11 protein-coding genes, 1 tRNA gene and 3 pseudogenes are annotated in these 14,001 nt (G+C 60.7%); 8 read left to right on the forward strand and 7 right to left on the reverse strand.

What is annotated here, in order from left to right:
- Positions 1 to 70 precede the first annotated feature (70 nt).
- A tRNA-Met gene (locus ACA068_RS24700) sits at positions 71 to 147 on the forward strand.
- A 71-nt stretch (positions 148 to 218) separates the two neighbouring features.
- On the opposite strand, the gene ACA068_RS24705 is transcribed toward ACA068_RS24700, so the two are convergent.
- Positions 219 to 1,328, reverse strand: a complete 1,110-nt coding sequence (locus ACA068_RS24705) for a DUF2817 domain-containing protein (RefSeq protein WP_497305431.1) — start codon at positions 1,326 to 1,328, stop codon at positions 219 to 221.
- Between the two features lie 163 nt (positions 1,329 to 1,491).
- Between ACA068_RS24705 and ggt the strand changes: the two genes are divergently transcribed.
- The 3 genes and pseudogenes from ggt (at position 1,492) to ACA068_RS24720 (ending at position 3,955) form a co-directional block, all read left to right on the forward strand.
- Complete coding sequence (gene ggt / locus ACA068_RS24710) at positions 1,492 to 3,324, forward strand: gamma-glutamyltransferase (RefSeq protein WP_497305433.1); 1,833 nt, start codon at positions 1,492 to 1,494, stop codon at positions 3,322 to 3,324.
- Between the two features lie 157 nt (positions 3,325 to 3,481).
- Positions 3,482 to 3,580: pseudogene (locus ACA068_RS24715) on the forward strand (type II toxin-antitoxin system HigB family toxin); the annotation flags it as partial.
- 3 nt (positions 3,581 to 3,583) lie between these two features.
- Positions 3,584 to 3,955 (forward strand): annotated as a pseudogene (locus ACA068_RS24720) (helix-turn-helix domain-containing protein).
- Positions 3,956 to 4,031: 76 nt separating this feature from the next.
- On the opposite strand, the gene ACA068_RS24725 reads toward ACA068_RS24720, so the two are convergent.
- Both ACA068_RS24725 and ddlA read right to left on the reverse strand, forming a co-directional pair.
- Positions 4,032 to 4,376, reverse strand: a complete 345-nt coding sequence (locus tag ACA068_RS24725) for a gamma-glutamylcyclotransferase family protein (protein ID WP_497305435.1) — start codon at positions 4,374 to 4,376, stop codon at positions 4,032 to 4,034.
- 33 nt (positions 4,377 to 4,409) lie between these two features.
- A complete protein-coding gene (gene ddlA, locus ACA068_RS24730) occupies positions 4,410 to 5,504 on the reverse strand; it encodes a D-alanine--D-alanine ligase (protein ID WP_497305437.1) in 1,095 nt (364 codons plus the stop codon).
- Positions 5,505 to 5,690: 186 nt separating this feature from the next.
- On the opposite strand from ddlA, the gene ACA068_RS24735 reads away from it, so the two are divergent.
- Positions 5,691 to 6,503 (forward strand): AraC family transcriptional regulator, encoded by an 813-nt coding sequence (locus ACA068_RS24735; protein WP_497305439.1) that lies wholly within the window; start codon positions 5,691 to 5,693, stop codon positions 6,501 to 6,503.
- Positions 6,504 to 6,579: 76 nt separating this feature from the next.
- Positions 6,580 to 6,948 (forward strand): cupin domain-containing protein, encoded by a 369-nt coding sequence (locus ACA068_RS24740; protein ID WP_497305441.1) that lies wholly within the window; start codon positions 6,580 to 6,582, stop codon positions 6,946 to 6,948.
- Between the two features lie 12 nt (positions 6,949 to 6,960).
- Here the strand turns inward: ACA068_RS24740 and ACA068_RS24745 are convergent, their stop codons facing one another.
- The 4 genes and pseudogenes from ACA068_RS24745 to ACA068_RS24760 form a co-directional block, all read right to left on the reverse strand.
- A complete protein-coding gene (locus tag ACA068_RS24745) occupies positions 6,961 to 7,560 on the reverse strand; it encodes a flavin reductase family protein (RefSeq protein ID WP_497305442.1) in 600 nt (199 codons plus the stop codon).
- A gap of 58 nt (positions 7,561 to 7,618) precedes the next feature.
- Positions 7,619 to 8,074, reverse strand: a complete 456-nt coding sequence (locus ACA068_RS24750; RefSeq protein WP_497310660.1) for a methyl-accepting chemotaxis protein — start codon at positions 8,072 to 8,074, stop codon at positions 7,619 to 7,621.
- An 84-nt stretch (positions 8,075 to 8,158) separates the two neighbouring features.
- Positions 8,159 to 8,983: pseudogene (locus ACA068_RS24755) on the reverse strand (PAS domain-containing protein); the annotation flags it as partial.
- Between the two features lie 80 nt (positions 8,984 to 9,063).
- Positions 9,064 to 10,377, reverse strand: a complete 1,314-nt coding sequence (locus ACA068_RS24760; RefSeq protein ID WP_497305444.1) for an MFS transporter — start codon at positions 10,375 to 10,377, stop codon at positions 9,064 to 9,066.
- Positions 10,378 to 10,578: 201 nt separating this feature from the next.
- On the opposite strand from ACA068_RS24760, the gene ACA068_RS24765 reads away from it, so the two are divergent.
- Both ACA068_RS24765 and ACA068_RS24770 read left to right on the forward strand, forming a co-directional pair.
- On the forward strand, positions 10,579 to 11,997 hold the full coding sequence (locus ACA068_RS24765) for a short-chain fatty acid transporter (protein ID WP_497305446.1): 1,419 nt from the start codon (positions 10,579 to 10,581) through the stop codon (positions 11,995 to 11,997).
- Between the two features lie 297 nt (positions 11,998 to 12,294).
- Positions 12,295 to 13,992 carry a molecular chaperone HscC gene (locus tag ACA068_RS24770; protein ID WP_497305447.1) on the forward strand — a complete coding sequence of 566 codons (1,698 nt, stop codon included), beginning with the start codon at positions 12,295 to 12,297 and terminating at the stop codon, positions 13,990 to 13,992.
- Positions 13,993 to 14,001 lie beyond the last annotated feature (9 nt).

Below are 14,001 nucleotides of genomic sequence, written 5' to 3' on the forward strand. Positions count from 1 at the left end.
AAAGCGTAGAGAAATATTTTGGATTTACGCTTGACGCATCTGCATTACCGGTGAATAATGCGCGCCACTTGGCTACATAGCTCAGTTGGTTAGAGCATAGCATTCATAATGCTGGGGTCCGGGGTTCAAGTCCCTGTGTAGCCACCAAGTACTAAAAACGGCTTACCGAAAGGTAGGCCGTTTTTTTATGCCTCGAGAAAAGTGCCTCGAACAGCACCTCAGGAACGAACCGTCGGCAACGCCGATAACGCTCGCTCCCAAATCTGCCAAGTCCGCAGCCAGACCATCGCCTGCCAGTCGCTGTCGGCAGGATAGAACTGCTCCAGCAGGTTCAGTTTGATCTCACGCCCCACCGCATCACTTGGATTGCCGTGCAGATGCAGCCAGTGGTCATCGCGCAAATGGCGATGAACATCCGCCCCAGGGTAAGTCCCGCACTCGATCACAAACGGCATCAGTTTTACCTGGGGCAACGCAGTGATCAGTGCCTGCGAGGTGTAGCCCGTCGCGGTGGCCGCCACACCGGTTTCGCTCAAAGTGTCGGCGCCGGTCAGCAACGTGTAGAGCCACGGACCGTAGATGGCCTGCGCATCGGGCAGCGCGGGATAAGCGGCCTCGGTGATGGTCAGTAACATCGGATGACCGTACTCGCCAGCGCCGGTGTGCAAGTCGAAACACATCGCGACCTCGGCGTGGGCAATATGTTTTTGCAGGATTTCGTGCAGCGTGCGGTTCGACCAGCTCGGCGCCAGCCCGCCATAAAACAGGCCATCGGGATGACTGTGTTGGCCGCCCTCGACAATCGACATCACCGCTGGCCAGCCGTGTTCGCGAATCTGCCCGTCGAGCAAGGCGTCGGCGCGGTCACGTTCGGGGCCCCGCAACTCAGTGAACGCATAGAGGTCATGCAGCGCTGCGTAAGCCTGATTGTCCGGCAGCGGACGCTGGAAGTTCAGGTGATTGCGGTTCAGGTCGATGTTGTCTTCGTTGACCCGACGCAGCCATGCAGTGCCCCAGGGATTGATCAGGTGGATCATCACCACCGCGACATCGGCCGGCAGTGAACGCTTGCTCAACTCCTGCATCCACTTGATCTGACACCCGGAGCCGTAGAAACCTTCCACCCCATGGGTGCCGCTCAACGCGATCAGCAATCGCTTGGCACCCGGATCCCCCAACACCGCCACATCGGTGCTCAAGGGCTCGCCGAAGGGTCCTTTGAGTGGGTGCGGATATTCGGTCAATGTCGCTCCGGCCGCGGTCGCTGCCACGAGGAACTGTTCACGTTGCGTGCGATAACTCGGCTGCGTGGGAAACTCGGTCTGCATGGCTGCCTCTTGTTGATCTTCTGACCCGTCTGATGCCCTCGACCCTACAGAAAATCCGTCAACTCATGAAGGGCAAAAGCGTCTTGGCTGTCATCCGTGGTTTGCACCACGCCCTGTCGGCCGATAAAGTCCCCTAATCTTTTCCCACGGACGGAGTGTCAACGTGTTCTCAGCCTTTCGCTTGAGCCGCTATCGCCTGTCAGCCTTTTCGCTGATCGCCACCGCGCTGACCCTCGCTGCATGCAATGCCCCACCGGCGTCAACGCTGCCGGTTGCGCCGGAAGTCGCCTCGGGTTATCGCACCGACCTGCAAACCCGGCACGCCGCGAAACACATGGCGGCGGCAGCCAACCCTCTGGCGGCCGAAGCCGGCCGCGAGATGCTGCGTCAGGGTGGCTCAGCGGTTGATGCCGCGATTGCCATGCAAGCAGTGCTGACGCTGGTGGAACCCCAATCCTCGGGCATCGGCGGCGGCGCGTTCATTGTGTTGTGGGATGGCAAGAACGTGCGCACTTACGACGGTCGCGAAACCGCACCGGCCGGCGCCACGGAGAAGCTTTTCCTACAGGCTGACGGCAAACCGATGGCCTTCACCCAGGCACAGATTGGGGGTCGCTCAGTGGGAACGCCCGGCGTGTTGCGGGCGCTTGAGCTGGCCCATCAGCAACACGGTCGTCTGCCGTGGGCGCAGCTGTTCGAACCGGCCATCAGACTCGCGGAGCAAGGTTTCGCCATCTCGCCGCGCCTGCATCAGCTGATCGCTTCAGACGCTTCCATGCGACGCTCGCCGGACATGGTGGCGTACTTTCTGAATGCCGATGGCAGCCCGAAAGCGGCCGGTACTCAGCTGAAAAACCCGGCACTGGCCGCCGTGCTCAAGCGCATCGCCAAAGAAGGTCCCGACGCGCTGTACAAAGGGCCGGTTGCGCAAGAAATCGTCGCCAAGGTTCAGGGCCACGCCAACCCCGGCAGCCTGTCGCTGAACGATCTCCAAAGCTATACGGCCAAGGAGCGCGCGCCGCTGTGTACCGACTACAAGCGCTGGCAGGTCTGCGGCATGCCACCGCCGTCGTCGGGCGGGATCGCCGTGGCGCAGATCCTCGGCACACTCCAGGCGCTGGAAGTTCGCGATCAGCGTTTTGCCTTGGCCCCAATGAAGCCGGTCAAGACCGACAAAACCGCCGGCACCGAGCCGACGCCAGAAGCCGTGCACCTGATCGCCGAAGCCGAGCGTCTGGCCTACGCCGACCGCGCGCTTTATCTGGCCGACGCCGACTTCGTGCCCGTCCCCGTCAAAGGCCTGGTGGACCCGACCTATCTGGCCAGCCGCGCAGCCCTGATCGGCGATCGCAGCATGGGTACGGCCAAACCTGGCACCCCGCCGGGCATCAAGGTCGCCTACGCACCGGACCGTTCGCCGCTGCGCATCTCCACCTCGCAAGTGGTAGCGGTCGATGACGAAGGGGGCGCGGTGTCCATGACCACCACCGTCGAATCCGCGTTCGGCTCGCACGTGATGGTGCAAGGCTTCCTGCTCAACAATCAGATGACCGACTTCTCGTTCATCCCCGAAGAAAACGGGCAGAAAGTCGCCAACCGCGTCGAACCCGGCAAACGCCCCCGCTCGTCCATGGCACCGACGTTGATCTTCGATCGCCAGAGCGGCGATTTCCTCGCCACCATCGGCTCGCCGGGCGGTTCGCAAATCATCGAATACGTCGCCAAATCCACCATCGGCCTGCTCGACTGGAACCTCGACCCGCAAGCCGCCATCAGCCTGCCCAACTTCGGCAGCCGCAACGGCCCGACGGAGCTGGAAGAGGGGCAGTTCAGCGCTGGGCTCATTCAGGCGCTGAAGGACAAAGGGCACAGCGTCAGCGAGATCGACATGACCAGCGGCACCCAGGCGATTGTTCGGGTGAAGGATGCGCAGGGGAAAGCGTCGTTGGCAGGTGGGGCCGATCCTCGGCGCGAGGGTGCAGCGTTGGGGGATTGAGTCCTGCGCAGGGTGGAAAAGGCTTACCGGGAGGTAGGCCTTTTTTTTACGTAATAAATCCGGATCGGCTATCTTGCGCCGACTTTTCCTACCTGCAAACCACTGCTTCTTCGATAGAGTTCAAAGATCATTTTTCGCATCAATTCGGCCATCCGAAGTCGCTGTCGCTTATCGCTTCGGCGCCGTTTACATAAAATTTTTCGGCACTCACAAGCAGTACGACGCAATCGACGCCGATACCGTCGAGATGGAGTAACCAATGAACATTCGTCCGATTCACACCGACGAGGACTACCGCGCAGCCCTCAAGACTGTATCTGCCCTTTTCGACAATGAGCCAGAGCCTGGTACGCCTTAAGGGGATTATTTCGACATCATGATCACACTGATCGAAGCTTATGAATCGAAGCAGTTTCCAGTTGATCTGCCCAATCCAATCGATGCGATAAAATTCCGCATGGAACAATCAGGTCTTTCCGCAGCGGACCTTGCGCCTGCCATTGGCCGGACAAACCGGGTTTACGAAGTGCTTAATGGCAAGCGTGCGTTGACGCTCCCGATGATATGGAAACTACATGATCTGTTCGGAATACCAGCAGAGAGCCTGATTAAACCTCTGAAACAAGCTTGATCAAACGTCGGTCGAATCGTACTGGCCGACGCTGAAAATCTCCCCTCCCCGGCTCATCGGATATCACGCAGGCACACTACACGCTCACGTACACCCACGCTTCAATCCCGGATTGAAGGACTACGCTGACACGCTTGTAATCCGCTACTTCATAACTGTCGGCGGCCGCCAGTTCCTCGGGTGTGATCTGGAACACCATCCCCGGAATCGGCGCGCTGCTGGCGCTGCCCGGACGAAGAATCGGGTGGTGGGTCTTGCCGCTGGTGGCCAACACCTCTGGGTCGGTGATTTCGACCCAGGACTGCTCGTACCCCAGCATCGCATCGGCACTGCCGGTCAGCTCGCGCCCGAAGTTGGCCAGTTGCACGGCTTTGTCCTGCAAGGTGCCGTAGGAAAACAGGTACACCGTTGAATCGCTCATCCATAAATCCTTGATTGAATAGTCGCGCGCCGCTTATCGGGTGATCTTCAGCGCTTGCCGTGCCTTGTGCTTCTCCAGCGCCAGATCGATCAAGCGGCTGACCAGCTCGCTGTACGTCATGCCGGTGGCCTGCCAGAGCTTGGGGTACATGCTGATGCGGGTGAAGCCGGGCAACGAGTTGATTTCGTTGATCAGCACTTCGCCGCTGTCGGTCAGGAACACATCGACCCGCGCAAGCCCGGAACAGCCCAGCACCTGAAACGCTTCGACGGCCAAGGCGCGGATGCGCTCGCTGGCTTCGGTGCTGATGTTCGCCGGCACCACGACCTCTGCCGCTTGAGCGTCGATGTATTTGCTGTCGTAGGAATAAAAGCCGCTGCGCACTACGATCTCGCCACACCCGCTGGCGATGGCGTCCTCGTTGCCGAGTACCGCGCACTCGATCTCGCGGCCGCTGACGGCGGATTCGATCAATACCTTTTCATCGAAACCCAGGGCCAGCTCCACTGCCGCCGTATACTCGGCTTCGTCGCTAACCTTGCTCACGCCCACGGATGAGCCCTGGTTCGCCGGTTTGACGAACAGCGGCAGGCCGAGTTTGCCCTGGACCTCGGCGAACCCGGTGCGTGCGGCACTGGCGCGGGTCAGGGTCACGAAGGGGGTGACTGCAATCCCGGCGTCACGCAGCAGGCGCTTGCTGATGTCCTTGTCCATGCACACCGCCGAGCCGAGCACGTCGGAGCCGACAAACGGCAAATCCGCCATGCGCAAAAGGCCTTGCAGGCAACCGTCCTCACCCAGCGTCCCGTGCACGATCGGGAAAATCACGTCGACGTGACCCAGCAGTTCCTGGCCGGAGGTTTCGACCAGTTGCTGGCTGGCCTTGCCCGGCACCACGGCCAGTTCCCGGTTGGACTGGTTGAGGGCGATCAGGGCCGGATTTTCCTGGTTGAGCAGGAAGTTCGAAGGGTCATTGAGGTGCCAATGGCCTTGCTTGTCGATACCAATCAGCACCGCTTCGAAGCGCGACCGATCCAGCGCATCGACGATGTTTTTCGCCGACTGCAGCGACACTTCGTGCTCCGCAGAACGACCACCAAAAATAATCCCGACCCGCAGCTTGCTCATACCAGACACCTCAACGAACGATCATACGTACCCGCGCCCCGACGGCTTTCAGGCTGCAGAGAATGCTCGACACCTTGCAACATTTGCCTGCGGTTTTCTACTAACCCCGAGGGTTTTGTCGGCCGGAAGACAGGTGGCTGGTCACTGGGTTACCGTGATCTCCATTGCGTTCAAGAACACGACACCATGGCCAAGCACAAGCCTCCCATCGACTGGTTCCACCGCGCCCCCGACGTGGGCGGGGTTCAGCGTTTCGAGGCGTTTTTTGCCGGCCACGGCTACGACCTTCACCGCCATGACACCTACGCAATCGGCCGGACCCTGGCCGGCGTGCAGAGTTTTCAGTACCGCGGCGGCTGGCGCCACAGTCTGCCGGGCGGAACGTTGGTGCTGCACCCGGACGAAGTCCACGATGGCGAGGCCGGCACCGAGGCCGGTTTCAAATACCGGATGATGTACATCGAGCCAGCGCTGATCCAGCAAATGCTCGGCGGGCAGCCGCTGCCGTTCATCAAGACCGGATTGTCGACCGACCCACGCCTGTTCGCCGCCACCGATGTGCTGCTGCGAAGCCTGGATTGCCCCCTCGATCCATTGGAAGAACAGGACGCACTGTTCGACCTGGCGCAGGCCTTGAGCAGCGTTTCGGGAGCGTCCTCCACCCAGCGCAAAAGCTTCGATTATGTGGCCGCGGAGCGCGCACGCGAGTTCATCCACAGCGCTCTGGATCGCACGGTGACGCTGGAGGAACTGGCGCAACACAGCGGTCGGGATCGCTGGAGTCTGTCGAGGGATTTTCGCCTGCTGTTCGGCACCAGCCCTTATCGATACCTGACCATGCGCCGCCTGGACCTGGTCCGCGCACTGCTGATCCAGGGCCAGTCACTGGTCAGTGCGGCACTGATCGCCGGTTTCACCGATCAGAGCCACATGACCCGGCAATTCAGCAAGACCTACGGCCTGTCACCGGCCCGCTGGATGAAAATGCACCACCGCTGAGCGCGCACAATCGTACAAGAAGCCTGCTGCCGTGCTGACTATCGTGGCTTCACGATCAACCACGGGAGCTTGCTTCATGAACGCCTACCAAAGCCTGAACTTCGCTGAAAAAATCGCCCGGATCGACTCGCACTGGAGCCCTCGGGTCATCGCCGAAATGAACGACTACCAGTTCAAAGTGGTGAAATTGCTGGGAGATTTCATCTGGCACGATCACCTGGATACCGACGAGACCTTCATCGTGCTCGAAGGGCAGCTGCGCATCGACTTTCGCGATGGCCACGTGCTGGTGAACGCGGGCGAAATGTACGTGGTGCCAAAGGGTGTCGAGCACAAACCCTGCGCGGAACAGGAAGTGAAACTGCTGCTGATCGAACCCAAGGGTGTACTGAACACCGGCAGTGAGGGTGGCGAACGCACGGCGCAGAATGACGTATGGGTGTGAAAGGCAGCCGGTTTATGGCTGCAAGGTCTTGCCTTCCACCGGGTCGCCGATCGCCAGGAAATGCCCGCCCGCCACATGGTGCAGGGTGCGTAATGCATCGTGTCCCTCGAAGTGCCAACGGCCTTCGCTGAATACGCGCTCATCGGCCTGGGCGGCAATCACCTCGGCCAGGAACAGGTCATATTGCTGGTGATTGCTGGGCTCCGGCAGCAGTCGGCATTCCAGCCAGGCGACGCAGCCTTCAAGCATCGGCGCGTCGATCAGTTCACCGCTGAACGTCTGCAGGCCGTACACCTGAAACTTGTCCAGGCCCTGGCCCTGGGTCAGTTCCAGGCCCGACGTCGAGCCCACGGTCTGGGTGATATCGGCCTGGGCCGCGCAGGGAACGTTCAGCACGAAGGTGCCCGACGCTTCCAGCAGTTGTCGGGTCCAGGTGGACTTGTCCAGCACTACGGCGATTTTCGGCGGTTCGAAGTCCAGCGGCATGGCCCAGGCGGCGGCCATGATGTTGCGCTGGCCATCATGTGCCGCGCTGACCAGCACGGTCGGCCCGTGATTGAGCAAGCGATAAGCCTTGGACAAGGGAACCGGACGGCGATGAGAAACGCTCATGAGGGCTGCTCCTGGGGCAAAACGCTGATTGTAGCGATTTCCGCCAGGAGGTCAGGTATCAAGTCGCCAGTTGGTTGGCAAACTGCCCGACCGCGTTGACCACTTTCTGCGCACCGTCCTGGATCTCGACAATCACCGTGCCCGCCTCCGCCGCCAGCGCCAGACCTTGTTCAGCCTGGAGTTTGCCGTCGGTCATCAGGGCCACGGCATTGCGCGCCATGTCCTGGTTCTGGCGCACCACGCCAACGATTTCATCGGTTGCCTGGCTGGTGCGTGAAGCCAGTTGCCGGACTTCATCCGCGACCACGGCAAAACCTCGGCCCTGCTCACCGGCACGCGCCGCTTCGATGGCCGCGTTAAGCGCCAGCAGGTTGGTCTGTTCAGCAATGCCGCTGATGGTTTTGACGATGGTGCCAATCACCAGCGACTGCTCGTTCAGCGCTTCGATGCCTTCGCCGGCAGTTTGCATGTGCCGGGCCAGGTCACGCATCACGTCCACCGCCTGAGTCACCACGGCGGTGCCGCGCTGGGCGCTTTGATCGGTTTGCTGAGAGGTGCTGTAGGCGATGTTGGCCGCCTCGGCGACAGCCTGCTCCTGATTGACCTGATCGGTAATCAGCGTGGCGAATTTCACCACTTTGTAGAGTGTGTTGTTGGCGTCCACCACCGGGTTGTAGGACGCCTCCAGCCAGACCATACGACCGTGGCTGTCCACACGCTTGAACCGGCCAGCGACGAACTCCCCGGCGTTCAGGCGTCGCCAGAAGTTCTGATACTCAGCGCTGTTGTAATCCTCTGGTTCGCAGAATGTACGGTGATGTTTACCTTTGATCTGCGCCAGGCTGTAACCCATGCCGCTGAGGAACCGCTCGTTGGCCGCCAGCACGTTGCCATTGAGATCGAACTCGATGACCGCCGTCGAACGCACCAGCGCGCCGATCAGGTTCTCATGCTCACGGGACGCCTCGATGGTACGGGTCAGGTCGCTGGAGTAAATCGAGAAGTGCTTGATCCGACCTTCCGAAGACCGCACCGGTTGCGCGATCGAGCGCAGCCAGGCTTCCTGGCCATTGCCACGCAACAAACGCACGGTGCCGGCGAAATGCTCGCCACGGGTCAGCGCAGCCTTGAAGCGGTGGTGGAATTCGTCCGATTTCACATGGGCCGGGACGATGTCTTCGATTTGCCGGCCGATCAGGTCGCTGCTCTTGTAGAGCATCTCGCCGAGGAAGTTCTGGTTGACCGATTGAATCCGCCCATCGGGATCGAGGGTCAGCACCAGCATCTCGCTTTCCAGACTTTCCTTCACTTGCTGAAGGCTGGAGAGTTCTTCGCGAAGAGCCGACAGCTCCTGCTTCAAGCGTTTGTTGAACATGGAAAGCACCGATGGACAGGGATAGAAAGCGGCATATAGCTTAGCCATCGGCCTTGCGGATGTTTTCTGAAGCCTGCTTCAGGGTTGTCCTACAAAAATAGTTGTGGCACGCCTATCAGGCTGTTTACTCACGCCGCGCCAGCGGCCGGGCAATGTTCAACCCGGGGCATCCGTGTGCCGAAATACGCCGCGCTGCTCACGCCCACCGCGCCCATCACCGCACTGAAGATCACGCAAATCCACGGACTCCAAGGCATCAGACCGATCAGCAACAACGGTGTGACACTCGCCCACGCTGCGTAGGCAATGTTGTAGGTGAAGGAAATGCCCGAGACGCGAATCCGCGCCGGAAACAGGCTGACCATCACCGACGGCACCGCGCCGACGACCCCGCAACCGAGGCCGGCAATCGCGTAGGCCAAGCCGATCCATTCGCCCCCGGTGATCAGGCACGTATAAAGTACGCCGATGCCCAGCGGCAGCAGCAGGCTATAGAGCATGACCGTGCGCCAGGCACCGATGCGGTCGACGAGCAGCCCGGCGAGTACACAGCCGATGTTCAGGAACACAATGCCCAAGGCACTCAAGGCGAAGGTATGGCTGGCGGTCATGCCGAAGGTTTTTTGCATCATGGTCGGGGTGATGACCACGAACACCACCACCGCCGACGTCAGCACGCAGGTGAGGAGCATCGCCGGCAGAATCGCCAGGCGATGTTCACGCAAGACCGTGCGCAGTGGCAGTTCGACGGCGGCATCACGCTTCGCCTGCATCGCCATGAATACCGGGGTTTCGCTGAGCCAGCGGCGCAGCCAGACGCCAATCACCCCGAACACGCCGCCCAGCAGGAACGGATAACGCCAGGCGTAATCGAGGATTTCTGCCGGGCTGAACGCCTGCGCCAGAAAGGTCGCGGTCAGGGCGCCGATCAGGTAGCCAAAGGTCAGCCCGGCCTGCAGGAAACCCAGGGCATAACCGCGATGCCCGGCCGGCGCGTGCTCGGCGACGAACACCCAGGCGCTCGGCACTTCACCGCCGACCGCAGCACCTTGCAGGACCCGCAGGACCAACAGCAGCAGCGGTGCGAAATAGCCGATCTGGGCGTAGGTCGGCATGATACCGATCAGCAGGCACGGCAGCGCCATCATCAGGATGCTCAGGCTGAAGACCTTCTTGCGCCCTAGCCGGTCGGCGAAATGCGCCATCAGAATGCCGCCCAAAGGCCGCGCCAGATACCCCGTCACGAAAATCCCGAAGCTTTGCAGCAAGCGCAGCCACTCGGGCATTTCCGGCGGGAAGAACAACTGGCTAAGGGTCAGGGCGAAAAAAACGAAAATGATGAAGTCGTAGATTTCCAGCGCACCGCCAAGGGCCGCCAGGCCAAGGGTCTTGTAGTCCGAGCGGCTGAACGGCGCCGGGCGCGAATCGGTATTGGCAGTCATGAAAAGAACTCTGGCACGGGCAAAAAACCAAGGCGCCCATGGTCTACGCAAACGCGCCCACCGACAACCCGTTAGACCAAAGTCTCAGTCTGGTTAATCTTCGTCACAGAATATGACTGATTGATTTACTGTTGGCACCTGTCCAGACGGGCCTTTGCCGCCCCAAAGACCACAATAAACATAAAAACTCGAGGTACTCCCGTGGCCGCTGATATCGAAGATACCCGCTCCGCCCGCTTTGCCCTGCGCTGTTCAAGTTTTGCCGAACGCTGGTTCCCCGACTCCTGGGTATTTGCCGCGCTGGCAGTGATCATCGTGACCGTGGCCACCCTGGCCATGGGCGCCAAACCGACTGACGCGGCCATGGCGTTCGGTGATGGGTTCTGGAGCCTGATTCCATTCACCATGCAGATGGCGTTCGTGGTCATCGGCGGTTATGTCGTCGCCAGCTCCCCGCCCGCGGTGAAACTCATCGACCGCCTGGCCCGGATCCCGAAAAACGGGCGCTCGGCCGTGGCCTGGGTCGCGTTGATTTCCATGGTGGCGTCGCTGCTGAACTGGGGCCTGTCGCTGGTGTTCGGCGGCCTGCTGGTGCGCGCCCTCGCCCGCCGCACCGACCTGAAAATGGATTACCGCGCCGCCGGTGCTGCCGCCTATCTGGGCCTTGGCGCCGTGTGGGCCTTGGGCCTGTCGTCGTCCGCCGCGCAATTGCAGGCCAACCCGGCCAGCCTGCCGCCGTCGATTCTGTCGATCACCGGCGTCATTCCGTTCACCCAGACCATTTTTCTCTGGCAGTCCGGCGTCATGTTGCTGGCACTGATCGTGATTTCGCTGATCATTGCCTACGCCACCGCGCCGGGGCCGAAAACAGCCCGCGACGCCGAAGCCTGCGGCATCGACCCGAGTTTCAACCTGCCACCGCTGCAACCGCGCACCCGTCCCGGCGAATGGCTGGAGCACAGCCCGCTGCTGACGATTCTATTGGTACTGCTGGCGGCGGGATGGCTGTTCCACGAGTTTTCGACCAAGCCGGCGATCAGCGCGATCTCGGGCCTGAACACCTACAACTTCCTGTTCATCATGCTCGGCGCACTGCTGCACTGGCGTCCACGCAGCTTCCTCGATGCCGTGTCCCGAGCGGTGCCGACCACCACCGGCGTGCTGATCCAGTTTCCGCTCTACGGCTCGATCGCTGCGCTGATGACCACGGTCAAAGGCACTGACGCGCAGACCCTGGCCCACCACATCTCGACCTTCTTCGTCAGCATTGCATCCCACGACACCTATGCGCTGCTGATGGGCGTTTACTCGGCGATTCTCGGTTTCTTCATCCCATCCGGCGGCGGCAAATGGATCATCGAAGCGCCTTACGTCATGCAGGTGGCCACCGACCTGAATTACCACCTGGGTTGGGCCGTGCAGATCTACAACGCGGCTGAAGCCCTGCCGAACCTGATCAACCCGTTCTACATGCTGCCGCTGCTGGGCGTGCTCGGATTGAAGGCGCGGGACTTGATCGGTTTTTCGTTCGTGCAATTGCTGGTGCACACGCCGCTGGTGCTGTTTCTGCTGTGGGCGCTGGGGACGACGTTGACGTATACGGCGCCGGTGATGCCTTAACCCAACCTGATAATCACCACAAAACCATTGTGGGAGCGGGCTTGCTCGCGAAAGCGGTGCGACAGTCAACATCATTAGTGACTGATACATCGCTTTCGCGAGCAAGCCCGCTCCCACATTAGGGCTCGGCTGTATTCGAAGACGTAATTCGTCAATCCCTGCACGCCAAACCACGTTCCGTAGCAAATAATAGCTCAGTGCCACTACTTTCCTTTACCGCCCCGCTACTCCGGTAATATCCTTGCGCGAATATTATCTGTTTCAACTTTTTGCAGGCCGGAAAGGGAGTTCATCGTAATGATCGTAGGGATTGACTTGGGGACCACCAACAGCCTCGTCGCCGTCTGGCGTGGGGAGTCCAGCGAGTTGGTGCCCAATGCCCTGGGCCAGTTTCTCACCCCTAGCGTGGTGGGTCTCGATGATCAGGGCCGCGTGTTGGTGGGTCAGGCCGCCCGCGAGCGTTTGCACACCCACCCGCGCCAGACCGCTTCGCTGTTCAAGCGGCACATGGGCAGCGCCACGGAAGTGCGGCTGGGAGACAGGTCATTCCGCCCCGAGGAGCTTTCGGCGCTGGTGCTCAAAAGCCTGAAGGAAGACGTCGAACGGGCCTTTGGCGAAACCGTGCATGAAGCGGTGATCAGCGTGCCGGCCTACTTCAGCGATGCCCAGCGCAAGGCCACGCGGATTGCCGGTGAACTGGCCGGTCTGAAGGTTGAAAAGCTGATCAACGAGCCGACCGCGGCAGCCCTGGCGTATGGGCTGCACCAACGGGACAAGGAAACCTCGTTCCTGGTGTTCGACCTCGGCGGCGGCACCTTCGATGTGTCGATCCTGGAGCTGTTCGACGGGGTCATGGAAGTGCGCGCCAGCGCGGGCGACAACTTCCTGGGCGGCGAAGATTTCGACAGCGTGCTGCTTGAGCATTTTCTCGAGCACCATCGCAACACCGATAACTTTCCTGACCGCGCCAGCATCATCCAGCCGTTGCGTCGCGAGGCCGAGCGCGTGCGCAAAGCCCTGGGCCAGGACAGCAGCGCCGAATTCAGCCTGCGGGTCGACGGCCAGCAATGGACGCAAAGCATCACCCAAGCGCAATTGGCCACGCTCTACACGCCATTGCTCGAACGCCTGCGCACACCGATCGAACGAGCCCTGAGAGACGCGCGGATTAGGGTCAGTGACCTCGACGAAATCCTGCTGGTGGGCGGTACGACGCGCATGCCGCTGGTTCGCAAACTGGCGGCCGGCCTGTTTGGGCGTTTTCCTTCAATCAGTCTCGACCCGGACGAAGTCGTGGCCCACGGTGCGGCGATCCAGGCAGCCTTGAAAGCACGCTCCGCCGCGCTGGAAGAAGTGGTGCTGACCGACGTCTGTTCCTACACATTGGGCATCGAAACTTCGACCCAAATCGGCCAGCAATACGAAAGCGGACATTACCTGCCGATCATCGAGCGCAACAGCATCGTGCCGGTGAGCCGGGTGAAAACCGTATACACCCTGCAAGATAATCAGGACCAGGTGCGGCTGAAGATCTTTCAGGGCGAAAGCCGCCTGGTCAAAGACAACGTGGCATTGGGCGAACTTGACATCAAGGTGCCGAAACGCAAGGCCGGCGAAGTCGCCCTCGATGTGCGTTTCACCTACGACAACAACGGGTTGCTCGAAGCCCAAGTGGTCATCCCGCTGACGGGCGACAAGCATTCGCTGGTCATCGAGAACAATCCCGGCGTGCTCACACCCGAGGAGATTCAGCAGCGACTGGAGGGCCTGGCGCTGTTGAAGATTCATCCGCGCGATCAACAGGTCAATACCGTTTTGACCGCACGCCTTGAGCGTCTCTATCAGGAAAGTCTGGGGCAGATGCGTGAACAGATCGGTCATTGGGCCAAACAGTTTCAGCACGTGCTTGATTCGCAGGATGAACGGCGGATCCGTGAAGCGCGCAGCGAACTGACCCAGCAACTGGGCACGCTGGACAACGGTCTCTGGCACTAAGGAGCAGCA

The sequence above is a fragment of the Pseudomonas sp. LBUM1660 genome (assembly GCF_059695935.1).